The organism is Bacillota bacterium, assembly GCA_018818595.1.
In the GTDB taxonomy this organism is placed as follows: Bacteria; Bacillota_I; Bacilli_A; order Izemoplasmatales; family Hujiaoplasmataceae; genus JAHIRM01.
The window spans coordinates 41,906-67,739 of sequence record JAHIRM010000050.1 but is presented as its reverse complement, the minus strand read 5'-3'; the positions used below and the strand labels follow the sequence as shown (position 1 = coordinate 67,739).

Annotated in this window: 23 protein-coding genes; 1 reads left to right on the top strand and 22 read right to left on the bottom strand. The window is 32.7% G+C overall.

Annotated elements, in window-relative coordinates; genetic code table 11:
• Positions 1-12 precede the first annotated feature (12 nt).
• Complete coding sequence (locus KJ971_08300; protein MBU1145833.1) at positions 13-468, top strand: nucleoside deaminase; 456 nt, start codon at positions 13-15, stop codon at positions 466-468.
• 93 nt (positions 469-561) lie between these two features.
• On the opposite strand, the gene thpR is transcribed toward KJ971_08300, so the two are convergent.
• The 22 genes from thpR to KJ971_08190 form a co-directional block, all read right to left on the bottom strand.
• The gene (gene thpR / locus KJ971_08295; protein MBU1145832.1) at positions 562-1,101 is read right to left on the bottom strand and encodes an RNA 2',3'-cyclic phosphodiesterase; all 540 of its coding nucleotides are present in this window, start codon (positions 1,099-1,101) and stop codon (positions 562-564) included.
• A 56-nt stretch (positions 1,102-1,157) separates the two neighbouring features.
• Positions 1,158-2,141: an ornithine carbamoyltransferase gene (locus KJ971_08290; protein MBU1145831.1), complete on the bottom strand. Its 984-nt coding sequence runs from the start codon at positions 2,139-2,141 to the stop codon at positions 1,158-1,160.
• 3 nt (positions 2,142-2,144) lie between these two features.
• Positions 2,145-3,368 (bottom strand): YgeY family selenium metabolism-linked hydrolase, encoded by a 1,224-nt coding sequence (locus KJ971_08285; protein ID MBU1145830.1) that lies wholly within the window; start codon positions 3,366-3,368, stop codon positions 2,145-2,147.
• A 1-nt stretch (position 3,369) separates the two neighbouring features.
• Positions 3,370-4,731 carry a pyridoxal-phosphate dependent enzyme gene (locus KJ971_08280; protein ID MBU1145829.1) on the bottom strand — a complete coding sequence of 454 codons (1,362 nt, stop codon included), beginning with the start codon at positions 4,729-4,731 and terminating at the stop codon, positions 3,370-3,372.
• Positions 4,724-5,974, bottom strand: coding sequence for a threonine synthase (gene thrC, locus KJ971_08275; protein MBU1145828.1), 1,251 nt, complete (start codon positions 5,972-5,974; stop codon positions 4,724-4,726). Before thrC ends, KJ971_08280 begins: the two co-directional genes overlap by 8 nt.
• On the bottom strand, positions 5,971-7,695 hold the full coding sequence (gene ade / locus KJ971_08270; GenBank protein MBU1145827.1) for an adenine deaminase: 1,725 nt from the start codon (positions 7,693-7,695) through the stop codon (positions 5,971-5,973). Before ade ends, thrC begins: the two co-directional genes overlap by 4 nt.
• A gap of 29 nt (positions 7,696-7,724) precedes the next feature.
• Positions 7,725-8,564 (bottom strand): FAD binding domain-containing protein, encoded by an 840-nt coding sequence (locus KJ971_08265; protein MBU1145826.1) that lies wholly within the window; start codon positions 8,562-8,564, stop codon positions 7,725-7,727.
• A complete protein-coding gene (locus KJ971_08260; GenBank protein MBU1145825.1) occupies positions 8,558-9,031 on the bottom strand; it encodes a (2Fe-2S)-binding protein in 474 nt (157 codons plus the stop codon). Before KJ971_08260 ends, KJ971_08265 begins: the two co-directional genes overlap by 7 nt.
• Positions 9,018-11,114: a xanthine dehydrogenase family protein molybdopterin-binding subunit gene (locus KJ971_08255; protein MBU1145824.1), complete on the bottom strand. Its 2,097-nt coding sequence runs from the start codon at positions 11,112-11,114 to the stop codon at positions 9,018-9,020. The genes KJ971_08260 and KJ971_08255 overlap by 14 nt, the downstream gene beginning before the upstream one ends.
• 16 nt (positions 11,115-11,130) lie before the next feature.
• Positions 11,131-12,207: a 4Fe-4S binding protein gene (locus tag KJ971_08250; GenBank protein MBU1145823.1), complete on the bottom strand. Its 1,077-nt coding sequence runs from the start codon at positions 12,205-12,207 to the stop codon at positions 11,131-11,133.
• Between the two features lie 4 nt (positions 12,208-12,211).
• Positions 12,212-13,507 (bottom strand): amidohydrolase family protein, encoded by a 1,296-nt coding sequence (locus tag KJ971_08245; GenBank protein ID MBU1145822.1) that lies wholly within the window; start codon positions 13,505-13,507, stop codon positions 12,212-12,214.
• The gene (locus KJ971_08240) at positions 13,504-14,811 is read right to left on the bottom strand and encodes an amidohydrolase family protein (protein MBU1145821.1); all 1,308 of its coding nucleotides are present in this window, start codon (positions 14,809-14,811) and stop codon (positions 13,504-13,506) included. Before KJ971_08240 ends, KJ971_08245 begins: the two co-directional genes overlap by 4 nt.
• A 10-nt stretch (positions 14,812-14,821) precedes the next feature.
• The gene (locus tag KJ971_08235) at positions 14,822-15,298 is read right to left on the bottom strand and encodes a hypothetical protein (GenBank protein ID MBU1145820.1); all 477 of its coding nucleotides are present in this window, start codon (positions 15,296-15,298) and stop codon (positions 14,822-14,824) included.
• Positions 15,270-16,112, bottom strand: coding sequence for an XdhC/CoxI family protein (locus KJ971_08230; protein ID MBU1145819.1), 843 nt, complete (start codon positions 16,110-16,112; stop codon positions 15,270-15,272). Before KJ971_08230 ends, KJ971_08235 begins: the two co-directional genes overlap by 29 nt.
• Positions 16,113-16,181: 69 nt before the next feature.
• Positions 16,182-16,814 carry a hypothetical protein gene (locus tag KJ971_08225; protein MBU1145818.1) on the bottom strand — a complete coding sequence of 211 codons (633 nt, stop codon included), beginning with the start codon at positions 16,812-16,814 and terminating at the stop codon, positions 16,182-16,184.
• Complete coding sequence (locus KJ971_08220; protein MBU1145817.1) at positions 16,804-19,131, bottom strand: molybdopterin-dependent oxidoreductase; 2,328 nt, start codon at positions 19,129-19,131, stop codon at positions 16,804-16,806. Before KJ971_08220 ends, KJ971_08225 begins: the two co-directional genes overlap by 11 nt.
• A complete protein-coding gene (locus KJ971_08215; GenBank protein ID MBU1145816.1) occupies positions 19,128-19,580 on the bottom strand; it encodes a 2Fe-2S iron-sulfur cluster binding domain-containing protein in 453 nt (150 codons plus the stop codon). Before KJ971_08215 ends, KJ971_08220 begins: the two co-directional genes overlap by 4 nt.
• On the bottom strand, positions 19,570-20,373 hold the full coding sequence (locus KJ971_08210; GenBank protein MBU1145815.1) for an FAD binding domain-containing protein: 804 nt from the start codon (positions 20,371-20,373) through the stop codon (positions 19,570-19,572). Before KJ971_08210 ends, KJ971_08215 begins: the two co-directional genes overlap by 11 nt.
• A 4-nt stretch (positions 20,374-20,377) precedes the next feature.
• Positions 20,378-20,941, bottom strand: coding sequence for a nucleotidyltransferase family protein (locus KJ971_08205; protein MBU1145814.1), 564 nt, complete (start codon positions 20,939-20,941; stop codon positions 20,378-20,380).
• A gap of 246 nt (positions 20,942-21,187) precedes the next feature.
• Positions 21,188-22,780, bottom strand: coding sequence for a bifunctional metallophosphatase/5'-nucleotidase (locus KJ971_08200; GenBank protein ID MBU1145813.1), 1,593 nt, complete (start codon positions 22,778-22,780; stop codon positions 21,188-21,190).
• 177 nt (positions 22,781-22,957) lie between these two features.
• Positions 22,958-23,701: a carbohydrate kinase family protein gene (locus tag KJ971_08195; GenBank protein ID MBU1145812.1), complete on the bottom strand. Its 744-nt coding sequence runs from the start codon at positions 23,699-23,701 to the stop codon at positions 22,958-22,960.
• 27 nt (positions 23,702-23,728) lie between these two features.
• Positions 23,729-25,720, bottom strand: a complete 1,992-nt coding sequence (locus tag KJ971_08190; protein MBU1145811.1) for a fructose-1,6-bisphosphatase — start codon at positions 25,718-25,720, stop codon at positions 23,729-23,731.
• Positions 25,721-25,834 lie beyond the last annotated feature (114 nt).

The following is a 25,834-nucleotide window of genomic DNA, read 5'->3' as shown; positions in this document are numbered from 1 at the left end:
TCAAGTCAATTGATGACAAAGGCGATTAATCAAGCCAGAAAAACCATGAATGAGAACATTGGAGGTCCATTTGGAGCTTTAATTTTGGATCAAAATGGTAAAATAATTGCTGTAAGTTCAAACTCCGTTTTAAAAGATCATGATCCAACAGCACACGCTGAAGTAAATGCCATCCGTGAAGCTTCAAAAAAAATTGGAACTCATGATTTAACAGGCTGCACTTTGTTTACTACTGCTTATCCTTGCCCTATGTGTCTTGGAGCTATTATTTGGTCTAACATTAAAAAAGTCTATTATGGATGTAAAAAAGAAGACTCCGATGAAATTGGTTTTCGAGATGATTTCATTTATAAATTTATTAAAAACGACGCCACTGACATCACAATTTTAGATTTAGAAGAAACTAACCGCGACGCTTGTTTAGCATTATTTAAAGAATATCTCGCAAAAGAAAAACAATTATACTAAGTAAAAAAAAGAACTTCTATGAAGTTCTTTTTTAATTTTATATAAACTGAAAAAAGCTAATTATCGCGTTTTTCCATAGTTTTATGACGGAATCTATTTTAGTTCAGCTTGATCGATTTCTCTGTAAATTAACTCATCATCAATACGGACGGATTCCATTAAACTAATCCTATTAGTTTGAAATGAAAGTCCTTTAAAAGACGAATTTAAAAGAACTAAATCATCTGGCTTATTTAATACAACTTTTCTTCCTAAAGTTAAATGAGGAAGATATTCTCTGTTTTGAATGTTAAATCCACTATTATTTAATTTTTCGAAAAGGAATTTATAGATATCTTCTAGTATTGATGTTTTAAATACATCGATAAAGAATACATCTCCTTTGCCTTTTGTTTCAAAGCTTTTAATAGCTTTTAATTTGATTGAAAACGGAGCAAATGCTGTTTGATGAAGGATTTTTTTTACATTCCTTAATTGAACTTCATTTACATCACCAATGAAAATGAGCGTTACGTGAAGATTGTTTTTTTCAGTGTAATTTCCTGATTCACAGTGTTCTTTCAACTTGTTTTTAATGCTCTCTACTTGATTTAGTATTACAATGTTTGGCAAAAATGCTAAAAAAATTCTCATAATTTCACCTCTTTTTATTAGAAAAAAGACAAATGGATGTCATTTGTCTTCAAAAATTATTTATCTCCCATCGTTAAAGCCATAACAGCTTTAGCGGTGTGAAGACGATTTTCTGCCTCTTGGTACACAATGGAGTGAACTCCATCAATCACTGAATCTTCTACTTCGTTTCCTCTATCTGCAGGAAGAGCATGCATATAATAGACATTAGGACTTGCAAGTCTCATTCTGTCTTCAGTACATTTCCAATTCTTATAACTTTCTAACAAATCATCTACTACTGCCGTAGATTGATTTTTAACCCAACTTCCCCAGTTTTTAGGGATGACAATATCTGCGCCTTTAAACGCTTCATCGATATCATGAGTAATTTTAAAACTTCCACCATTTTCTAAGGCATTTAATTTAGCTTTTTCAATAGCCCAATCTGGCAAATCATATCCTTCAGGATACGCAAGCGTTACATCCATTCCATATCTTGGAAATAAAAGTATTTGAGTTAATGGAACACTAATCGGTTTTTTATGTGATGTCGCATAAGCCCAAATAATCGAAACTTTTAAGTTTTTTGTGGTTTTTGAAACTTCTTTGATTGTCATTAAGTCAGCAAGGCCTTGCATTGGATGATAGATATCACATTGTAAATTCATAACAGGAACTGTAGAATATTTTGCCATTTCGCGTAAATATTTGTTTCCTACTCCCCAAAAGCAATTACGACAAGCAATTCCATGTCCATAACTGGAAAGAATGATTGCGGTATCTTTTGCGGATTCTCCGTGTGATATTTGCATTGTTGATACATCTAAAAATGTTCCATGTCCACCCAAATGAGCAATTCCTGATTCCATCGAATTTCTTGTTCTTGTGGATTGTTCAAAGAACATTAAAAAAGCAGTTTTGTTTGTTAAGTATGGTGTTGGGTTATTATGTAAAAAATCGTGTTTTAATTCAAACGATGTCTCAAGCAATTGATCTATTTCAGCATTTGACCATTCTTCAAGTGTAATAAAATGTTTTCCTTTAAATAGTGGTTTCATTTCTTAATTCTCCTTTTTTTCTAAAATCATTTCAACATACATACTAGGAATCGCTGCATACATTGCGCATGCTTTAACAAGTTCCGCTTTGAAAGTTTTTTCGTTTGGTGCGTGAGCTTCATTTTCATGACCTGGTCCAAAGCCAATACAAGGAATTAAATATCTTCCCATAATGGAAACTGCATTGGTTGAAAAAGTCCATTTATCGATTAGAGGTTGTTCTCTGAACAGCTCAATATAAGCTTTTTTTGTACTTTGACATACAACATGTTCTTCTTCTAATACCCAAGTTGGAAAATAAGATTTTGTAGGGTATACAAGCCCTGTATAAGAAGGTCTTTTATAATCATACATTTCAACGGAGGCTCCAGCTTTTATAACCGAAGGCAAATTTTGAATTTCTTCTAATGCACTTAAATAGGTTTCTCCTTGAGTCAATCTTCTATCGATTGAAATACTACAGCCATCTGATACTGCACATCTTGAAGGTGAACTAAAGAAGATTTCACTTACGGTTAGTGTGCCTTTTCCTAAAAATGCATTATCTTTTAACTCTCGATGAAGTTGTTGGAGTTCAATTAAAATGGGAGCCATTTTAAATATAGCATTATCTCCACGTTCTGGAGCCGAACCATGACAACTAATTCCATAGGTGGAAACTTTAATTTCCATTCTTCCTCGATGTCCTCTATATATGTTACAAGATGTAGGTTCCGTAATGACGACAAATTCTGGTTTGATTTTGTCTTCTTCGATAATGTATTGCCAACAAAGTCCATCACAATCTTCTTCTTGAACGGTGCCTGTCACAAGTAACGTGTAATCGCCTTCTAGATTTAAATCCTTAATAATCTTTCCAGCATAAACCATTGAAGCCATTCCACCTTCTTGATCGGATGTCCCTCTTCCTCCAATTTCAAGATCGTTTTCAAAGCCAAGATAAGGATCAAATTTCCAATTTTTATATTCACCAATTCCAACGGTATCAATATGAGCATCCATTGCAATAATGTGAGACCCGTGTCCAATGGTTCCAATGATGTTTCCCATTGGATCAATTTCAACTTTATCAAAACCAACTTTTTCCATTTCTTGCTTAATTCGTAATACTACTTTCTCTTCTTGAGAGCTTTCACTTGGAATCAAAACCATATCTCTTAAAAATGCACTCATCTCTTTTTCATAAGATTTTGCTTTTTCTAAAATGGCAGACATATCAATTTTCATATTATTTCTCCTTACGTAATGTTTGGATTAATTTGTCGTAATGGTGAATTAATTGATACTCACGATTCCAAAAATCCATTTTTTTCATCGAGTCTAAGTATTCTTTTGAATAGCCAAATTTAAGCCAATCGTTTTCTTTTTGTAAAAATAATTTTTCTTTTTGAGCATCGTTTCGATAATCAACAATATCCTCAACGGCATTTTTACGAAATACGTCGTTAAACCATCTTCTTAACACATAATCTTCTGTTTCTAAATATCTTTTTTCTAAATCTTTAATAACAGAATCATAACGATCGTATCCATCGGTTGCAATAGTCACAACATTATCATTTGGCCCTAGTTTTAAATATTTAGCCATTTTGATTGCGCCAATGATATTACAAATTCCTGATACACCAAATAAATCTTTCATTGATTGTGCCACGTCTTTAGGCACACCTTGTTCGATTAAAATATTGATTCCATCATGAATAATCTTTAATCCTCTTACCGAATCGTCATCTTTGATCAATGCAATAAAGTCAGTGTTTAACACGTTATGAATCAAAGTGCACATTTTGTCACCAATGCCTTCAATTCGATGTTGACCTCTTCCACCATTCATTAAAGTAGAACATTCATAAGGTTCGAGTGCAACAACTTTTGCTTCAGGAAAAGCTGCTTTGATTTGATCTCCTGCTGCAAGTGTTCCAGCACTTCCTGGAGCCGAAGTAAAACAAGCAATTCTTGAATTGCCGATTCCTTTTACTGCTTCAACACAACTAGAACCTGTCACATGACGATGAAAGCGATAATTAGGAAGAAGTTCAAATTGTGCTAAAGATCGGTTTTTAGGGTCTTTTTTCAATTCAAAGGTTCTTTCTAATGTTAAGATTACATCAGATTCAGTTCCTGGAGTTAAATCTAATTTCGCTCCATATTTTTTGATGCGATCGTAACGTTCTTTACTCATATTATCAGGCATGATTACAATCGAATCAAATTTCATAAGATTACAGATATAAGATACTCCAATTCCAAAATTACCAGTAGATGGTCCTAAAATAGTGTGTTCTCCTGGAATAATGGTTTGATCAACGCATCCTTCAATTAAGGTAAAATAAGCAGGTCCTACCTTGTGTGAACCAGATGGAAAATAGGTTCCAAGAAGTACAACAATGTTTGCTTCAACTCCTGTTAATTCTTTTGGCAGTACAATTTTATTTACTTCACCTAATTCGTTTTTCCAAGTAATGTTAAATAAATTTATGGGATTTAATTCGTTTTTAATATTTTCTAAAGCTTCTTTTCTAATGCTTGGATCAAGCTTATTCGGATGTAACATCTCTTCATAGGTAGGTCCAAATGGTATTTTACTCATCGTTTTCTCCTCTAGTCTTTAAATAATTTATTAATTCGCTTAAATTTGGTTTTAAAGTAGGCGGTTCTTGAATCGCTTTTAATGCATTTTGGGTATCTTTTAATCCATTTCCTGTCACAATAATTGTAACAGAATCTTCTTTTGTAATTACATTTTGTTTTCTAGCTTGAATCAGGCCCGCAAGCGAAGCTGCAGCTGCGGGTTCCGCAAAAATTCCTTCTGTTTTTCCAAGTAAAACCATTGAATCTAGTATAAGTTTATCTGATACTTTCATCCATGAACCCAAAGAAAGTTTAACAGCATTAATGGCCTTAATAGGATTCCTTGGAATTCCAACTGCAATCGAATCTGCAATGGTTAATTCTTCAGCTTCTGCAAGAGGTAATCCACTTTCGTAAGCCTCAACGAAAGGAGAGCAACCTTCACTTTGTACTCCTAATAATTTCGGGATTTTATCGATAAGTCCAAGACGAAACAAATCATAAAATCCTTTGTACACGCCGGCTATGGTACACCCATCTCCCACTGATACTACAACCCAATCCGTTGGTTTAAATTGTAGCTGTTCTGCAATTTCGAAAGCTACTGTTTTTTTCCCTTCAACTAAATGAGGATTAATGGCAGCATTCCGATTATACCACTTATAATGATTGATTGCTAGTTTAGATAATTGAAAAGCATCTTTATAGTCTCCATCTACTTTAATAACGGTCGCTCCATAATATAACAATTGTGTTAATTTACCAACTGGAGCTCTTTTCGGTACAAAAATAACTGTATTTAGACCCATTCTAGCTGCATTACCTGCAAGACTTGAAGCAGCGTTTCCAGTTGAAGAACAAGCAAGAGTTGTTTGGTTCTTTTCCATAGCTTTTATAACCGCCACTGCGGATGCTCTATCTTTTAATGATTGAGTTGGATTTAATCCTTCATCTTTTATGTAAAGTGTCTTTACGTTAATGATTGAAGCTAAATTAAAAGACGTATAAAGTGGAGTATTTCCTACTTTTAAGGTCTTTTCAAGTAGTTCTTCATTGACACTCATAAGCAAATGATAGCGCCACATCGATTTTTCAGAATTCTTTAAGAAATATTCTTTTGTAACTTCCTTTTTCATAGCTTCATAATCATAGATGATATCTAAAATTCCTTTTTCGCCACAATCAGGACAAGTAAATAATTCTTCTTGAATTGGAAAAAATTTATGACAAAGACTACACTCATATCCTTTTACGTATTTCATAGAACTCCTCCCTCTACTTCTAAAGGAATAATTTGAAATGAATTAACATCAAATAATCCAAAATCAGTACATTTTAATTCAGGTATTACAGGAAGAGATAAAAAGGCAAGAGATAAGAAAGGATCATCTATTTCATCTTTTACACCCATTTTTCGAATATCTCTTTCCATTTTATAAAGAAGATCTTCTACATGAGCGCTCCCTTTAGAAGTCATGATTCCACCTACTTCTAATGTCAAAGAATGCATGACTTTTCCTTCTTTTACTAAAACAATTCCTCCACCAATTTCAATGATTTTGTCCATTGCAATTTTCATATCGATATCGTTATCCGATAAAATCATTAAATTATGAGAATCATGAGCAATGGTTAAAGCAATTGCTCCTTTTTTTAATCCATACCCTTTCACAAGGGCAAGTCCTATATTACCTGTGAAGTGATGTCTTTCGATTACTGCAAGTTTTAATAAATCCGATGAATCTTCTTGTTCGTAAAAACCGTTTACAACTTTTACTTTTTCAATTATTTTTAAAGTTGTAACATTGTTTTTAATTAATCCAATGACATTCACTTTATCACTTTTTAAAGGGATTTGAAAAGAAATATCTTCTGTTTTGATATGAACTGTGTTTAAAACGGAATCATTTAAAGCCGTATCAGATTCAAAGAGAGAAATATTGTTTTTAGCAACAAGAGTGCCTTTCTTATATACCATTTTGGGTTCAATATACAAAAGGTTATCGAAAACAACTAGATCTGCAACATACCCAGGTGCAATAGCACCATACCCTTTTAATTGATAACAAGTGGCAACGTTAATGGTTGCCATTTGAATCGCACAAATGGGATCAACTCCATTTTCAATAGCTAGATTGATATTGTAATTAATGTGACCTTCTTTTTTAATGTCTTCTGGGTGTTTGTCATCTGTACAAAAAAGCAATCGATGAGAATTAAGGGGATTAACAGCGACAGATAAGGCTTTTACGTTCCTTGTGGCTGAACCTTCTCTTAGATGAATGTACATTCCTCTTGATACTTTTTCCATTAATTCCAAAGGTGAAGTGGCTTCGTGGTCAGTTTGAATTCCAGACATAATGTAAGCATTTAACTCTTTCCCATAAATTCCAGGAGAATGTCCATCTATTGGATGGTTTTTCATGATATTAATTTTATCGTAGATATCGTCTTTACCTAAAATCACTCCAGGGTAATCCATTACTTCGCCTAGACCTAAAATATTTTCTTCTTTTAAAAAAGCAGATAGATCTTTTGCATCAATTTTAGCTCCAGAAGTTTCATAAGGAGTCGAAGGCACGCAAGATGGAATCATCATAAAACAATCAAGCGGAACTTTCTTGCTTGATTCAATCATAAATCGTATTCCATCTAAGCCACAAACGTTAGCAATTTCATGAGGATCAGCTATAACAGAGGTGGTTCCTTTTGGCATGACGATTTTTGCAAATTCAGATGGTACAAGCATAGAGGATTCAATGTGAACATGCCCATCGATAAATCCTGGAGAGACATATTGATGAAATAGATCAATTTCGGTTTTTCCGCTATAAGATCCAATACCTACAATAATTCCATCTTCAATGGCAATATCTGCATCTTCGATTAATCCATTAAACACGTTAATGATACGAGCGTTTTTCAATACCAAAGATGATAACTCAATTCCTCTTGAGCGAAGAGATAAATCTTTATGATTCATAGAATCGCCTCTTTTCTTAAAGTGTGTTTTTACAAATTTTCTATAAAATCTGATAATAGATTAAGAGCTACTTTTTTTCGGTAAACACTAGTTGAACGTTGATCATCAATTGGCAAGATATATTTTTCGTAATCTTGTAGCACATCTTCTAATGCATCTTTTAATTCAGAAATGGTCCAATCTTTATATTTTTGTTCAATTTCTGGAAGACGAACAACCGTTTTATAAACACTTCCAAATACAAATCTAAGATCGACAATCATTTTTTCTTTGATAAGAACAGCTCCAGCAAATGATACTTTTGAAATGGCATCGGCTTTTCTGCCACCTACCTTTACAAAAGAAGATTTTGTAAAATCCAAACATGAAATTTGGATTTCGGTAATCATTTCATTTTCTTCTAATAAAGTAATTCGAGGGCCTACAATTAAATCTTTAAGAAAAATCAGTCTCTCTTTATCTTTTGAAGCCAGTTTTACTTTACAATCGAGAAGATATAAAGGCACTAAACTGTCTCCAGCTGGAGAAGCATTTCCTATATTTCCTGAAAGAGTTGCGATATGTCTTATTGCAGGAGACGCCATTTCAGAGATTGTTTCTTTTAAAATTGCAGGCGTTAACTCGTGATTCATTATGGTTTCAAGCGGAGTAAGCGCTCCAATTAAAATTTGATTTTTCTTTTTTTTAATGTATTTTAATTCTTCAATAGAAGACACGTATAAAATATTCTTTTTAAATGCGACAGGAGTATCCGCAGAAGACCTGTTTTGAATCATTAAATCAGTTCCTCCGGCTAGAACTTGATAGGGTTCTTCATTTAAGTAATTTAACGCTTCAATAAGTGTTTTTGCAATTACTTGTTTTACCATAATCCATCGCCATCCTTCGAAGCTTTTTGAACAGCTTTAATAATCATGTTATATCCAGTACAACGACATAGATTTCCAGATAATCCAATTTTGATTTCTTCAGTAGTTGGATGAGGATTTTTGTGGAGCAAACTTTCAGAGGCAATGATCATTCCTGGTGTACAAAAGCCACACTGCACGGCTCCTTCTTCTTCAAAAGAATGTTGTAACACTTCAAATTGTTTTGTCTTTGAAAATCCTTCGATGGTTATAATTTCTGATCCATCAATGTTTGCAAGAGGAATGGAACAAGAGTTAACAATCTCGTTGTTTATTAAGACTGCACAAGCTCCGCATTCTCCTTCTCCGCATCCTTCCTTTACACCAGTTAATTTGAATTCATTTCGTAAAACATCGAGTAATCGTTGTCCGGGATTTGCCTCAATTGAGACAAATTCTCCATTTAATTTAAAATTAATGTTTGCCATTTTCAATCAACTCCATTATCAATTCTGGTGTTGCAGGAATTTTTAAAACTTTTCTATTTATTGCATTTTCAATTGCTTTTGCTACTGCTGGTGCTCCACCTACTAAGGTCAATTCTCCCACGCCTTTTGCCCCATAAGGTCCTAAAGGATAAGGATTATCCATAATATAAGTTTCCATTTGACCTACATCAGATGCGGTTGGAATCATATAGTCTGTAAAATTCTTTTGCATTATTTTTCCGTTTTTTACTTCCATGACTTCTAAATATCCATAAGCGATGCCTTGAGCGATTCCTCCATCGGCTTGGCCTAAGACAATCCTTTCATCTATGGCTTTTCCAAGATCGTATACGCTCCATACACCAGCAATATCAGTCATATATGTTGCTTTATTAACTTTCACTTCAACAACATTTACTCCCCAAGAATATGCAGGATATGCATCTCCTGTAAAAGTAGATTCATCCCATTTAATATAATCTGGTTGACTGTAATTTTCTTCACAAATAATTTCTTCCAAATCGATCCATTTTTCTTTCAATTGAAGGGCACATCTTGCGACAAGTCCGCCAACAATCATCATTGTTCTAGAGGCAACTGTTGGTCCAGAATCTGGAACAAAATCCGTATCAGGATTATTATAAATTACTTGATCAATTGGCAAATTTAGAATATCTGAAACTACTTTTCTCATTGTCGTTTTAACGCCTTGCCCCATATCTACAGCAGCAATTAGAATATGTACCTTATTTTGTTTGTCTTTTCTTAATTTAACTTTTGCATGAATATGAGTTGATTCACCACTTCCGGTAAATCCACATCCATGTAAAAACCAACTCATACCGATTCCTCTAAAGGAATTATCTGTAGAAAATTCTTTTATTTTTTTAGAGTAATCTGAGACTACCATCGCTTTTTCAATCATTTGTTTCATAATAATTGGGTCTCGAAATAACCCATTTGTTGAAGTAGGATCTCCTTGTTTTGCAAGATATTTTAAACGATACAAAAAAGGATCTTCTGACAAATCTTTTGCGATGTGTTCCATAAACATTTCGATGGCAAACAACATTTGCGGAGCTCCAAAGCCTCTAAATGCCCCATTTGGAACTGTATTGGTTAAATAAACATCTCCATTCACTTCTAAATTTGGAATGGTATAAGCTCCGGTTGAAGCAATTAATGCTCTTGATAAAACCACTCCACTTAAGCCAATGGTTGCTCCAGCATCAATTCCGACTTTTGCCTTAATTCCTATTAATTCTTTTTTGTCATTTATAGCTGCACTCATTGTAATTTTGGAAGGATGACGTTTCGTAGAAGAAATCATATCTTCTTCTCTTTCATAAATGAGTTTAATTGGTTTTTGAATTTTAGCAACTGCAACGGCTAATTGACATCCGATTAATGAAGGAAATTCTTCTTTTCCGCCAAAGGCTCCACCAACGGATGCTTGAATAATTCTAACTTCATCAAATGGTACTCCAAGAGCCATTATAACTGCGTTTTTAACGTAATAAGGGCATTGAATGGACCCGATTAAGGTAATCTTTTTCCCTTCTGGATAACCTAAAAATCCTTGAGGCTCAATGTAGGCTTGTTCTTGATAACCAGTTTCATAATCATAAGTGATTACTCGACTTGCCATATTAAAAACAGAAATTGGATTTCCCTTCGTGAAGTGATAATGGCAACAACTATTTTTCCATTCATATGTAGGTGTTTCTTCAATATAGATGACTTTTATTTGTTTTAAGATTTCATCAATAACAACTTTATCTTCTCCCACAATAAGCAAGATAGGCTCGCCTTTATAGGTTACTTCATTTTTGGCAAATACTGGCATATCGTCAAAGATGACTTTCACAATATTTTGTCCAGGAACATCTTTGTAATCAACAATCTCGTATCCGAAAGGAAGGTAAGGGATTTCTATTTCTTTAATTTTTCCTTTTGAAATCGTCGAACGAAGTGTTTTAGCATAAAGCATGCCTTCCATATCATAATCATTCACATACAAAGCACTACCTGATGTTTTTTCAAGATTATCTACTTTTGGAATTGAAACACTTATATCTTTCATAAGATACCTCCTTGATTTAGTCCATCACTATTGCAGCAGTTGGGCATTTTGAAACGCATAAGCCACATTCAAAACATTTTTTAGAATTAAACGTAATTTTGTCTTTGAAATCAATTGCAAAATAGGGACATATCTTCATGCAAATCATACACTTAATGCATTTGTCTTCAATTAAGTGTGGAAGACTTGCGCTATATTTCACAGAATTAGTAAGCGTTGTTTGAATAACTTCTTCAACGCTAGAAAAACCATATTTTTGAAGAACTTTCGGTAAATCTGATATGATTTTTGAATATAAATCTTTCCCTTTTAAAAGTGCTCCTGATAACATTTGAACGGCTGACGCTCCTGCAAGCAAAAATTCAATTACATCTTCTGCGCTTTTAATACCCCCAACACCAATAACGGTGAAATCGGGTAATGCTTTTTTAATCTTATAAATAATGGCTAAAGCAACAGGTTTAATCGAAGGCCCACTCGTCCATACAAACCCTGAATCATTTCCATAAACGATGGATCTTGTTTCAATATCTATTTTTAAAGTAGGTCCAAGAGAATTTATTGCAACAATTCCACTAGCTCCAGCATCTCTTACCGTTCTTGCAAAATCTTCAGGACTAGGAATGTGTGGGCTTATTTTCATATATACAGGTTTAAGTGTATGTTTTCTTATGGTTTTTACAGTCTCAGCAATTACCGATAAATCTTTTCCAACATAATGAGTTGATACTTCAAACGCATCAGCAAATGGATCTAAAATTGGAATTAAAAGTTCCATATCTTCTTTTGAATAGCCAACGCTTATAATTAATGGTCGATCTTTTTCTTTCATAAAAGCAGGCAAAATTTCTTCAACCCAAACTTCTTTTGAATATTCACTCCAAAGTTCGCTATTCATGATAAACTCTTTGTCTCCATAGATACAAGGCTTTGGAATGTGAGGTTCTTTTGTAGAAATGGTTTTGGTTACTATTGCTCCACAATCTTGATTTACCATATATATTAATTTTTCAAGATCTCCAACTAAAGGACCAGAAGCTGGCATTAATGGATTTTTTAAAGTCAATCCATCAAACGATGTTTTTAAGTTCATTTCATTAACCTTCTTTCTTGATTTCTTCCCATAACTTTGAGGCTTTTGTTTTTGCCAAAAGATAGGAAGCTTCTAAAGCAGGTGATACGTGATAATTAGTTAAAACTTGTTTTCCTGCAACAAATACATTTTTAGGTTTAAATTGAGGAAACAATCCAAAAAACAAGTGACTTAAAACATTGTCTTTGTTTAAAGGAGTGGGCTCTATGTATGGAATTGTTAACAAATCTGCGACATATCCCTTTTCAATTTTACCCATTTTTATGTTAAACCGATTACTTGCAAATTCATAAGTATCTAAGATGATTTTACGTAAATCTTCAAGTGAAAAAGCTAGAGGTGATTCCTCTTTCAAATGCATAGAATAATAAAGATATAAATATTCTAGCGTCATGGAAGAAGACAGTCCATCATTTCCAATGATGACTTTTATTCCTTTCTCTTTAAGTGCATTATAATTAGGAAGCCCAACACCGTTATTCATGTTCGAAGAGATGTTTAACGCTACAACTGCTTCTCTTTCTTTAATAATAGTAAGTTCTGCATCATTAACATAAAGAGCATGAACTAAAATACTGTTTTTTTGGATGAGTTTAAATTGATCCAATCGATTTATGACGCGTAATCCATAATTTGAAATGGAATCTTGTTCATCCATTTTACTTTCAGCTACGTGGATATGGATTGGATTGTTTTGGAGATTTTTTGAAACGTTTAAAAGTGTATCATCTGATAAACTTAAAGAAGCATGAAGTCCAAATAACCCTTGTGTAAAAGAAGAGTGTTCGTTTTGTATAAACTGTATGTTTTCTTGAATGGCTTCTTCTACATTAAAGCGATCACTTGTTTCAAAAGCAAAGATTCCTCGCAAAGATGCGTCTTCACAAACTGCTTTTTTTAATTGTTCTAAAGAGCCAATAATCTCTTTAGAAGCGTGATGGTCTATTAAGGTTGTGACGCCATTTTTAATAAAATCAACCGAAGCCACAATTCCTGATGCATAGGTGATATCGTTTGTAATATGATAATCCATTTTCCACCAAAGTTGAGTCAAAATTTCCATAAAATTCTGAGGATGAAATTCTACATTCATTCCTCTTGCAAAAGTGGAATAGATGTGTGAATGTCCACACACAAGTGAAGGCATTAGAATTTGTCCTTCACAATCAATTTGTTCAATGCCTTTAATAGTAAAATCAGACATCTTTCCAATTTCTATGATTTGTTCATCAAAGAGAACATAACTGTTTTCTCTAAAAGTATGAAAATCGTAAATTCGGGCATTTATAAATGCTTTCATGAAATGTCACTTCCTTTTAAAAACGTTCCAAATCCTCCAACAAACACTTTATCTTTTACAATAAATTTACCTCTTGAAATGGTTGAAACGATGTTTAAATCTTTTTTGATTCCAATATAAACACAGTAATCAGATGTAGAGTGATCTTCATGAATAAATCCATCCATCTTCTCAAAAATACAAAGATCTGCATCTTTTCCTACTTCAATCGTCCCTTTTGTTTTTAGGTTATGAATTGTGGCAACGTTTTTTGTTAATTTGATAATGGAATCTGTCTGAAAAAGAGAATGCATCACTTCAAAAGAATGTTCAATTCCTCCAATTCCTAAAGGAAGTTGATTGAGAAACTCTTGTTTCTTTTCGCTTGTAAAAAAAGAACAGTGGTCTGTACCTATTGTATCAATGTGAGAATACAAAGATTTTAATTTTTCTTTTTCTAAAAAGCTTCTAAGTGGGGGAGCAAGTGTATACAGATACCCATCTTTTCTTTGCAGAACTTCATCAGAAAACAAAAAATAGTGAGGACAACTTTCAACAAAAAAATTTTGATGCAAAATATCCGGAAAATCTAAAGTTAACCGTTCTAAAGTATCTCCACTACTTAGATGAACCATATAAAGTGTTCCACCATATTTTCTTACAAACGAGGCAAGTTTTAATGCTTCTTTTGTTTCAGAAATGGTTGGACGACTTTTGGATAAGTCACAAAATGTAAAAGCACTATTTAAATCAATGAGTTCATCGTTTTCAATATGAGCGAGTAGAGTGAAACGATATTTTTCAGATAATTTTATTAATTCAATAATTTGAGCATCAAACGTTCTTCTGCCAGAATTAGAATACGTAGTAAACAGTTTTAAAGAAGTAATTCCAAGAGATAACATCTTTTGAACAAATTCTTCTAAATCACAAGTAGGGTTTTTAATCGTCGCATGAAATTTATAATCTATTACAGATAATTTTGCTTCTTCTAGACGTTTCAAATATGCTTTTTCTAAATCAATTGGATTATCCACAGGGTCTAAAAAGTCAATAAAGGTTGTGACACCTCCAAAACTTGCGCATATGCTTCCGTTATAAAAATCATCTTTTGAATGCGTTTTGCCTAAATCTAAATTGAAATGAACATGAGGATCAATGATTCCTGGAATGACATACTGATTGATGGCGTTAATCGTCAAAACAGATGTCAAAACAGCCTTACTAATCAAAGCGATTTTTCCATCTAAGATATAAAGATTTGTTTTTACAAACGCATCATCAACAAATACCATTCCATTTTGAATGCAAGTGTCATATATCATGTGGTCCTCCTTACGATAAGGAAATTATCTCGAATTCTTCTATGTTATATTTTTTTATGATTTCATCCACTAAGTCAGCTCTAATTGATAAATACAAATCAAGTTTAGAAGAAATCATTTTTTTTAGAATTTGATGAAATCCTTTTTCTTGTAATTCTAAATTTCCAATTTCATCTAAAAAAATAGGTGAAACCTTTGCTTTTATCATCTTTTCAATTGTGTTTTCTATCAATAAAACTGTATCTTTTAAAAAATGATACTCACCTATTTGACAAATGACTTCTTTTGAAGAATCATTGAATTCTTTTCGAATGATCAAAGGAAATGTTTCGTTTGTCAAAAGATGAAGTGCATTGTAACTATGAACCTTATCCTTGATCATTATTTTTAAAGAAACAAATCCATCGCCTTTTTGGATTTTTTTATACAATTCAATCATTTTGGTTGTTTTGAAAGAATTAATCTTTCCAGTAACAATCCTTACCATCAATTGCCTCTCTTAAATGTTTGTGTCCTGTTTTATGATTGGATACGGCAAGTATTTCTGAGGTGATTGAAATGGCGATTTCTTCAGGAGAACCTCCACCTAAATCAAGTCCAATGGGCGAATAAAAATGAGATAAATCAACGTCTTTGCCAAATAAATCATAGGTTTTTTCAAGATAATCTTTTAACTTATCAGGAGAACAAAGCATCCCCATGTATTTTGGTTTTATGTTTAACTCGATTACTTTATTAATGACATGATAATCATGTTTATGACTTGGAGTACAAACCACAATGAAAGAATCATCAGGAATAGGATTTTGTTCGATGTATTCAACAAAAGGCATGTTGATTCTTATGTCAGCTTGTAAAAACGAATCAATGACATTTTTGCGTTCATCGATAACCGTAACATGGTAATCCATTGTTTTTAAAATATTTACGAGAGCTTGACTAACATGACCAGCTCCAAAAATATAAATCATTTCTTTCGATCCAATGTATTCATAAAATAAAGTAACCACTCCTCCACAAACCATGGGTAAGGTTTTGGTATTTGGAAGAACTTCTCCTTCACTTAGTAAATATTCTTCTAATAAATTTTCCCTTGATAGTAATAAGGTTTTGCATTTTTCTCTGGCATAATATTCAATTGCTCCGCCTCCTACGGTTCCAAACGCTTCACCCGTAATAGCAACAATCATTTTCTTGCCAACTTCTACAGGACCTGCATCTTGCTTTTTTACCGCAGTTACAACGATGGAAGGAATTCCTCTTTTTTTAAAATCGAGAATTTTCTCATAAATTGAAAGCATTATTTCACCTCTTTTTCTGTGGGTAGAGAATAAAACCAAGGGATTAATGTCTTACCCCTTGGCATAAATTTATAGTAAAATCGTAATGACAATCGCTAAAGCAAACGTGATAAAAGATAATACAGGTTTAATGGAAACACTTAACTTAATCTTCTTATTCCAAAGAGAATTGATTACCAATAAGGAAACACCGATAACTCCACTTACAATTCCACTTAAGATTACAAATTCAAATGCAGGATAAATACCAGAAATTTGAGTAGCAAGGTATCCATTAGCAAGAAACTGAATTCCAAGATTAGCAAGGAACAATACTCTCCAGCCAATGCTTACAAGTGGTAAAGCTACAAAAGTTTGAAGTGGTTTATCTTTGCTGATTATTTGAATGACTGCAAGCACTAGTATTGATTCAACAACGATGGAAATCATTGGATTTATCGTTTTCCAAATACTATATTGAGGCATAAATAAATTAATTCCTTTTATAAAAGAGGCAACCAATCCGATGAAAACAAGCGATGCTTTTGAGTTTGTTTTTGCGTAAGCTCTCACTAAAAGAACTGACACGATTGGAAACATAATTGTTCCGGCAATAAACGTAGGGACAAAATGCAATACATATCCCAAAGAAGCTTCTAGAATCCCCCAGATAGCTCCATAAAATAAAATGGTAGAAATCTTATTTAATTTGTTATTTTTCATTATTTAACAACTCCTTTTCTTGTATTTTCTTTAATATAATTTCTGGTGTAATTGGTAAAGAGGTAATCCGAATTCCAAGTGCATTATATAAAGCATTTGCCAGCGCGGCAGGAGGAGTATCAATTCCAATTTCGCCAACCGATTTTGCTCCAAAAGGACCTGATTCCTCATAACTATCCGCAAATTCAGTCGTTAAGTGTTTGATTTCAAGTCTAGTAGGAATTTTATAGGTCAAAAAATCATTTGTGATTAATTTCCCTTTAGAAGTTGATTTAACGTCTTCATACATCGCCATACCTAGTCCTTGAACGATTCCACCTTCCACTTGTCCTCTAGCAAGTTTTGGATTAATAGTTGTCCCACAATCCACAACACTTACGTAATTACATATCTCGACTTCTCCTGTTTGGTTGTCAACATTAATTTCAATGAAACCAGCCATAAAAGGTGGTGGTGATTTGTGTCCAACATAACTTGAAGTGACCATTAATTGTTTTTGATCTTCGTTATACGTAATTTGATTGGATAATTCTTTAAAACTAATTTTTCGTAAACTTACTTGGTCTTGAAAGATTTCTCCATCAAATAAAATCTCTTCTTTTGATGTTTTTAATATTCTTGAAGCTTCAACAAACAATGAATTCTTCATTTTTTTAGCGGCAAGTAAAACAGCGTTTCCAGATACATAAGTCGTACTGGACGCATAAGCTCCAGTATCAAATGGGGTTAAATCAGTATCGGAAGAATAAACAATAATTTTATCTAATGTTGTTTGTAATTCTTCTGCTGCTATTTGTGCAAGAATAGTGTCACTTCCTTGCCCAATATCCGTTGCTCCTATTAGCAAATTATAAAAACCATCATCATTTAATTTAAGAGTTGCCGATCCCATATCGATATAAGGAATTCCACTTCCTTGCATCGCAATAGCCATTCCAACTGCTTTTACTTTTGAAGGAGATAATTGAATATTTGGATACTTGTTCTTCCAGTTAATTAATTCCATACCTCGCTTCACACAAAAGTCTAATTTACAAGACTCCATGTTCATAGCGGTTCCTTCTGTACCTTCACCCATAATGGAAAAGATTGGTGAAGTTTCTCCTTCTAAAATCATGTTTTTTTGTCTGAAATAGATAGGATCCATCTTCAGTTTATGACAGAGCATGTCGATGGCCGATTCTAAAGCAAAATTTCCTTGAATGGCTCCATATCCTCTAAAAGCTCCAGCTGAAGTATGGTTTGTATAAACCACGTGTCCATGAAAACGAACAGAATCTACTTTATTGTAAAGTGGCAGTACTTTCGATCCCGCAACCATAAAGACCGTTAACGCATGTTCTCCGTACGCTCCTGTATCGGATAAAATATAACAATCAATGGCTTTTAATGTGCCATCTTTCATCGCTCCAAGTTTTAAATCTATTCGCATAGGATGTCTTGTATATGCGGATTCAAATACTTCTTTTCTCGTGTAAACCATCTTTGAAGGTTTTCCTGTTTTTAAAGTAACAAAAGAAACTAACATTTCACCATGAATAGCTTGTTTTCCACCAAAACCTCCACCAACTCTTGGTTTTATGACTCTAATTTTACTTAAAGGAATTTCTAGAGTTTGAGATATAATTCTTCTCACATGAAAAGGAGTTTGTGTCGCAGAATATAAAACCAAACGGTTTTGAAAGTCAATTCTTGCGTTTACTGTATGTGGTTCTAACATTGCATGAGACTGTGCTTGTGTATAAAAAGATTGTTCGATTGTAACTTCTGATTCTTTTAGAGATTTTGAAACATCTCCTACATTCATTTGATAGCTTGCGGCTATGTTTTTAAGAGGTTCAAATCCAATCGGAAACATTTCATGGATCTCTGGTTCTGGATGAATGATGCTTTTATGATTCATCGCTTTTTCAAAATCTAAAACAGGTTCTAACACTTCATATTCTACTTCGATTAAAGAAAGAGCTTCTTCGCATATTTCATTTGTATGTCCAGCAACTGCGCATACTTCATCGCCTATATATCTTACAAATTCATCTAAAATAAACTTATCATGCGGTGAAGGCTCAGGATATCCTTGCCCTGCTCTGGTATAAGGAATTCTTTTAAAATCTTGATAGGTTAAAACCAGTTCAATTCCTTCTAAATGTTTTGCTTTAGATGTATCGATGCTTTTAATTTTTGCGTAAGCATATGGACTTCTTAATACTTTGACAATTAAGGAATTCTTTTCAGCTAAATCGTCTGTGTAAGCAGGACGACCCATCATTAATCCTTTTCCATCTATGGATGGAAGTTTTTGGTTTACAACTTTCATGCTTTATCACCTAAATACTTTTTTATGGCTTTATGTTGAGAGACGTAGCCTGTACATCTACAAAGATTTCCAACTAAATATTCTCTTATTTGATCATCGGTTGGGTTCTCTAATTCGTTTTTTAAGGCATAAACAGCGAGCGCCATAGAAGGATTACAATATCCACATTGATCGGCACCTTCAAGCCCAAAATATCCGCTTAATTTTTCAGCTTCTTTTTGGATACCTTCAACCGTTGTAATTTCATGTCCCGTGGCTCTTACGCTTAAAATGGAACAAGATGGGACAGGTTTTCCATCGAGTAAGACCGTGCAAACTCCACAACTTGTGGAATCACATCCTCTTTTCACACTTAAATAATGATTGTTTCGTAACGTATCTAGTAAATATTCACTTGGATCTACATTAAATTCTTTTTTGATGTTATTAATGACAAGATTAATTTTCATAAGACGTCACCTCTTTCAATCCTCGACTTATATAGACTTTTGCAAGATTTTTTCGGTATTCTGCAGAAGAACGGCTGTTACTACCAAATGACAATTCGTTTATCACAATATTTGCACACGTTTCAATTACGTCATCAGTTATATTAGATTGAGAATTAAAATACGCCATGGCTTCTTTTGCAAGACTTGCTAGTGCGGGTCTTGCTCCGACAGAAATCATTATTTTATCTGAGGAGTATGATAATGCAACATTGATTATCGCAAAATCCAACGCTGTAATGGCGACTTTCTTAAAGAAACCAGACATCTTTGATTTTGGGATGATGATTTTTAAAAGAATGTCTTTATCTTTTCTTGATGAATTTAGGTGCTCTTCTAAAGAGACTTCTCCAAGATGATAAAAAACTAAACGAGCGTTCATTACGAGTAAAGCGGTCAATATATCAGAAAACCCATACTTCCCCATGACAGTACCACCAAGAGTTGCCACATTTCGAATGGGAACTCCCATGACATTATGAATGGCGAATGGAAGGATTCCACTTGCAAGTTCAATTAATGCAGGGTTTGTTTCGATTTGTCTTAAAGGAACCATTGATCCAATTTCAATTTGAGCTTTGTTTTCAACGATTTCGTCGAGTCCAAGATGCTCAAGTCCAAGCAAAGTATCAACTGATTTTACGGATAATTTAAGCCAAGCTCCCCCAGCAATAATCATATTCTTATTGCTTAACAAAAGCATTTGATAGGCTTCTTCTAAAGAGGAAGCATTATAATATTGTTGAACTTTCATTATTTCAGTCCTTTCGATTTCGAATAAATAATTCATAATCTTGTACGGTATCAATATCGATTAAAATGCCTTCATCTTGAACATTCACATAGGTTATTTGATGTCTATTTCGTATTATTTTTAAATTAGATAAACAATTTTCTTGTAAAATTTCTTGACGCATCAATTTTGAAATTAATAAAGGATGTCCAAGCTTATTGTTAAAGCTTGGTACAATAAATTCTCCTTTTTCTTTTAACAGTGCTTGATACGTGCTTTTTTTTACGAAAGGATAATCTCCAGGGATTAAGAAAAAATCCTCACTAGTTTCTGTTACGGCACATTGAATGGATTTAAACATTCCCAAATCGTAGTTGAAATTTTGAATAATTTCAACTTTTGGAGTGTTTGAAATTAAATCGTAAATTTCTTGATGGAAATGTCCTGTTACGACAATGATTTTATCCACAAAATCGTTCATTGTTTCAATAACATGTAAAATCAATTCTTTGTTTTGATAGAGTAAACTCATTTTGTTTTGGTGTTGTCTAGAAGAATAACCTCCAGCTAAAATAATTCCTTGAGTCATATTGTCACTCCTTTTCAAGCGCTTTCATCATCGTGATAAAAAAAATACGTTAAACCATGAATTAATCAGAACAAATTTAGCACAATCATCTACAAAAAAACATGTTTTGAATTAAATTGTAACGTTTATTATATCATGTTTTGGCTACATTTACTACGACTTTTTTAGAAAAAAGGGAGAAAATAGGTAAAATAAAACACTCAAATAATGAGTGTTTTTCTTTCATAAATTGATTTTGAAAGTGTTCTATTTATGGATATGGATATTATGAATATCTGGGATAACCAATTCTTTATGTTCTCGAATATAATTAATTAAAAGTTCTGCAATATCAAATTGCATTTCTTTCAGAATTGGAAGTCCTTTATACATTTCAAATTCGCCTCCACCCGTTGCACGATAATTATTCATGACTAACGTAAATACATCTTCATCTTTAATGTCTTTTTTCTTAAAAGTCATTGATATCACTCGAAATCCAAATTCCTTTGATATATCAAATTCATAATCAATTCCATCAAACATATCATAATTATAGTGTTCGAGTTTTGGATAGGAATATTTCGGGTTTGCAACTATTTCATTGTTTTCAATCACAAAATATTCTGCATTTTTTTCTAGAGCTTTCCTTAATTTTTCTCCTGTAATTTGAATGACAGTCAATGTGTTCGGATAAATATAAGTGCTAAGAACGTTTCGTACTGTTATTTCTTTATCAAATCCAGTTATGGCATTTCCTAAAGAAGTACAACTGATATCTGCTTTGCTTGCTAAAAGCTGAACTTGATTGATGAAGGTTACAATTTTATGCTTATGAAGTCTTGCTTGGAATAAATCCTCAATTTTTAAATCGTTATTAGGAACTGTTCCGATTGTTTGATCTAAAAAGAGTTGAGTAGCATCTTCTATATCGCTAATCGTGAAAGCTAGGTTTCTATCTGATAATACTCCTTGACTACTTAATATTTGTGACTCAATTTTGTCTAATGACCAAGTTTTATTTTTGGAAAATGAAATATCAATTAAACCTAAATATTTACCATATGACCCTGGTTGAATAACGGTTGTTTGTTTTACATTTTGAGAAATCAGCCGGTGTTGATGCCCCGTAAGTAGTACATTAATTTCAGGGAAAGTTTCAAGAATTTTGGATCCTAAATTTTCACCAGTATCGCTTACATAATCTTTTAGAGTATCTAACTCTTTTTCAAATCCTCCATGGTAAATGACAACGATTCCTTGGACTGAATAGGTTGATTTAATTTCTGCTAGTACTTCTTTTAATTTATCGATAACATTTACAAATTCCAAGTCTTTTATATTAGATGGTTGTTCCCAATTAGGAATGTATTGGGTCGTTAATCCAATAAAAGCTACCTTAACTCCATGCGGATAATTCCTTATTTCATAAGCTTTATCAAAATATAGATTATGTTCTTTTGTTAAGATATTAGCACAAAGAGTTGTCGAATGTAACTCTCTTGTAAATTGATTTAAATAATCAATCCCATAATTAAAATCATGATTTCCTGGAACAAAGAAATCATATTTTAATTGATTAAAAATGGTCGCAACGGGGTGGCTAAAGTTGTTTCTATGTAATTGATGGTAATAGAGCAAAGGACTACCTTGTATGGTATCTCCACCATCAATTAATACCGTTGATTTTGTTCGATATTTCTTTATCAATGATGCAATTTTGACCATTCCATAATCTACTAATTGATTGTTTGAGTAGTTTAAATCCAGCAATGAACCATGTGAGTCGCTTGTAAATAGAATTCTAATTTTAAATGTTCTATCCAAAATATCATCTTCTTTCGAATATGAATCTTTCACTTATATCATACACTTTTAATTAGATTTTGTCATCTAATTAAAATACTCATCAAATAAACCTTCTACCCATTTTTCACTTAAAAGTGGACTTGAGATTTCTTTGGATGCTATACAAGATCCAGCAACGATTGAAGCTATTTTTAAACATTTATCGATGGAATAATTTTTTGAATGTGCCTATAAGAATCCTGCAAAAAAATTATCTCCTGCTCCATTTGAATCTACAAGTTGAAACGAAGAATTAATTGGTTCTTCATACCATATATCATTATTAGTTAAACAAGAAGCCCCTTTATTCCCATGAGTACAAATGACTAGTTTCTTTCCTTTTAAAATCCATGAAGACATTATGGGTTTATAATCTTCAACGAGGTCTGAACTAAAAAAGATATAGTCTGCGGCATCAATGAAATCCTGGTAATAAGGATTTTTACCATCATAATCATGTAAATCACACCAAATGTCTTTATGTAGTTTTCTAATAATTGGAATGTAATTTCTACAATAATTTATGATATTTAAAATGACATAATCAGCTTCTTGAATGAAAGGTGATAGTTGATTATAATCAAATTCCTGTTCAAAGGAAATGTTTGAAAGAAAAATTGAAATTCTTTTTCCTTGGTTATCCATTAAATTCAAATGTCTTTCTGTTTTTGACTTATCAATTTCGTACAGAAAAGGAATTTGTTCATTTTCAAACCGAATTCTTAGTTTTTTTCCGTATTCATCTTGCCCAATCACACCTTGTAATTTCACGTCAAACCCTAGCTTTTTTAAAGCTATGGCTTTCCCTGAACCAGTCGAGCCTATCATATCGTAGGTTTGACTTGAAAAAATAGTTTGAGATATGGGGCTTGGTAATTCACTTAATTGTACAATGGTGTCGTAAGATACTCCACCTATCACAATCGATTTCAATGTTTTTTACCTCCAAGATTAAAGTAGTTACTGAAGTGCTTTCTCTTTAATGGTTCCTTCTCGATATGCATGGAGTAATTTTGTTAAATCTCTAATTTTTTCTTTTAATTCTTCACCTTTATCCGTGTCATAGATATATGTTCTTCTTGAATTTAATTCTTCGCTCCTTGTCACAGAAATAATATCTTTTTCTGTTTCAATCAGTTGCATGTAAGATTCAAACCGTTCATGAGATACCAAAAAATATGCATGAGAGTCACTAATCAAACTATATCCTCCCATAGATGTTTCTTGAGCATATTCTTTACTCATTCCACCGTCGATGCTATAAATCTTATTATGAGCTAAAATCACTTGAGCACCTTTTGTGATGTCCATAGGCACATGTCCATTGATCATTTTGGAACGTTCAAAATCTAGGTCGAACTCTTTATATATTTTCTTTAACGTCGATTCTTCCATTCGCAATTGATAATAAGGGTTTTGCATTTCAAAGTGAGCTTGTTTGTCGTTTATAAAATATCTTTCAAATGTTTTCATGGTGTTTTTTCCAAAAAGAGGAGAGGTACTTCCTTGCCAAAGCATCATAAAATAGTCGTGATCGTGATTGTGCTTTTCGTATCGATTTAAGTAAGCGTGTCGAAGTTTCCTTTCATATGCTTCAAACAAACTTTTCCCGAAATACGATTTTGAGTCAATTATTTGAGATAAAAATTCTCCGTCTTTTGTAAGTGGAATTGCGGCATGAAATAATAGATTATTATTATATTTTAGGTACATACTTCCTTTTTGAAACATGTATCTTGCATGATTTTGAAGCATTTCGTTATGTAAAAAAAGTTGAGTTAAATGATCAATCACTTCTTTTTCATCCGCATTTAATTGGTAAGGGTTTTTGGTAAAATCGATTGTTGGAAAAAGTTCATCTCGTAATGAATATTTTACTCCTTCAATTGTAATGGTCTTTTCAAGCGGATTAATTTTATCAAGCAATAATCGATCTTCGAGTTTAAACATTGGATTTCTTAAGATAACGGATTGTTCTAATTTAAATTGAATAATTGTGATTGCTTTATGAATTTTTGCAACAAAGCTCAAATCTTCTTCTTGCTGGAACGTCGCTTTTTCTCCTTTAGGAATAAATAATAGACAAGGATCGTTTTGATAATACTTATAGGCAAGTCTCGTTAGTGGAATTAAATTGATTCCATATCCATCTTCAAAACAATCTAGATTATTATATCTTGCAGCAATTCTTATGACGTTCGCTACCATAACTTTGGAACCACTTGCTGCTCCTAAAAAACTAATATCATGATTTCCCCATTGAATGTCAACATTGTTCTTTTTCATCAATTTTTCCATTACTAAATGCGGTTTTGGTCCTCGATCAAAGATGTCTCCAACAATATGAAGTCTATCAATGGCTAAATTTCGAATAAATCTACTAATCTGTAAGATAAACTTGTTTTCTCTTTTTGTTTCAAAAATCGCTTCAATTATGGCTTCATAATATCTTTCTTTGTCTTCATGGCTATTTGATTCATATAATAGTTCTTGAATTATATAAGAAAATTCTTCAGGAAGTGTTTTTTGAACTTTGCTCTTTGTATACTTTGTTGCAATGTGTTTACAAAGATCTATCATCAAATATAGTGTTTTTTTTACAAGAATTTGAAATGTTTCAACAGGCAAAAGTTCTTGATATTTATTTAGCATATCCGTTGGATAATAAATAAAGAAAGCTAGTTGATTTTTCTCTTCTTTTAAAAGATGAGGAAAAATTAAATCAATTTTTTCTTTAATAATTCCTGATGCATTTTTTAAGTAATGATTGAATGCATCATATTCTCCATGAATATCAGTGATAAATATTTCTGTCCCTTTTGGTAAATTTAAAATGGCATTTAGGTTAATTAATTCACTACTTACCATTTGAACGGTAGGAAAATCTTTACTTAATAACTCTAAATACTTTTTCTCATAAATCATAAAGCACCTCCAGGATATTAATTTCATAATATATACTACTTCTTACTTCATTATATGTCTTTCAAGATAAATTGCAAATACCGTTTTATTAAACTTCTTTTATTCTTTAAAGAAAACCCCATTCATTTCTAAATGGGGGAT

Coding starts and splice junctions, on each gene's coding strand:
- KJ971_08300 (MBU1145833.1), top strand. CDS start 13: ATGACAAAGGCGATTAATCAAGCCAGAAAAACCATGAATGAGAACATT.
- thpR (MBU1145832.1), bottom strand. CDS start 1,101: ATGAGAATTTTTTTAGCATTTTTGCCAAACATTGTAATACTAAATCAA.
- KJ971_08290 (MBU1145831.1), bottom strand. CDS start 2,141: ATGAAACCACTATTTAAAGGAAAACATTTTATTACACTTGAAGAATGG.
- KJ971_08285 (MBU1145830.1), bottom strand. CDS start 3,368: ATGAAAATTGATATGTCTGCCATTTTAGAAAAAGCAAAATCTTATGAA.
- KJ971_08280 (MBU1145829.1), bottom strand. CDS start 4,731: ATGAGTAAAATACCATTTGGACCTACCTATGAAGAGATGTTACATCCG.
- thrC (MBU1145828.1), bottom strand. CDS start 5,974: ATGAAATACGTAAAAGGATATGAGTGTAGTCTTTGTCATAAATTTTTT.
- ade (MBU1145827.1), bottom strand. CDS start 7,695: ATGAATCATAAAGATTTATCTCTTCGCTCAAGAGGAATTGAGTTATCA.
- KJ971_08265 (MBU1145826.1), bottom strand. CDS start 8,564: ATGGTAAAACAAGTAATTGCAAAAACACTTATTGAAGCGTTAAATTAC.
- KJ971_08260 (MBU1145825.1), bottom strand. CDS start 9,031: ATGGCAAACATTAATTTTAAATTAAATGGAGAATTTGTCTCAATTGAG.
- KJ971_08255 (MBU1145824.1), bottom strand. CDS start 11,114: ATGAAAGATATAAGTGTTTCAATTCCAAAAGTAGATAATCTTGAAAAA.
- KJ971_08250 (MBU1145823.1), bottom strand. CDS start 12,207: ATGAACTTAAAAACATCGTTTGATGGATTGACTTTAAAAAATCCATTA.
- KJ971_08245 (MBU1145822.1), bottom strand. CDS start 13,507: ATGAAAGCATTTATAAATGCCCGAATTTACGATTTTCATACTTTTAGA.
- KJ971_08240 (MBU1145821.1), bottom strand. CDS start 14,811: ATGATATATGACACTTGCATTCAAAATGGAATGGTATTTGTTGATGAT.
- KJ971_08235 (MBU1145820.1), bottom strand. CDS start 15,298: ATGGTAAGGATTGTTACTGGAAAGATTAATTCTTTCAAAACAACCAAA.
- KJ971_08230 (MBU1145819.1), bottom strand. CDS start 16,112: ATGCTTTCAATTTATGAGAAAATTCTCGATTTTAAAAAAAGAGGAATT.
- KJ971_08225 (MBU1145818.1), bottom strand. CDS start 16,814: ATGAAAAATAACAAATTAAATAAGATTTCTACCATTTTATTTTATGGA.
- KJ971_08220 (MBU1145817.1), bottom strand. CDS start 19,131: ATGAAAGTTGTAAACCAAAAACTTCCATCCATAGATGGAAAAGGATTA.
- KJ971_08215 (MBU1145816.1), bottom strand. CDS start 19,580: ATGAAAATTAATCTTGTCATTAATAACATCAAAAAAGAATTTAATGTA.
- KJ971_08210 (MBU1145815.1), bottom strand. CDS start 20,373: ATGAAAGTTCAACAATATTATAATGCTTCCTCTTTAGAAGAAGCCTAT.
- KJ971_08205 (MBU1145814.1), bottom strand. CDS start 20,941: ATGACTCAAGGAATTATTTTAGCTGGAGGTTATTCTTCTAGACAACAC.
- KJ971_08190 (MBU1145811.1), bottom strand. CDS start 25,720: ATGAAATTAATATCCTGGAGGTGCTTTATGATTTATGAGAAAAAGTAT.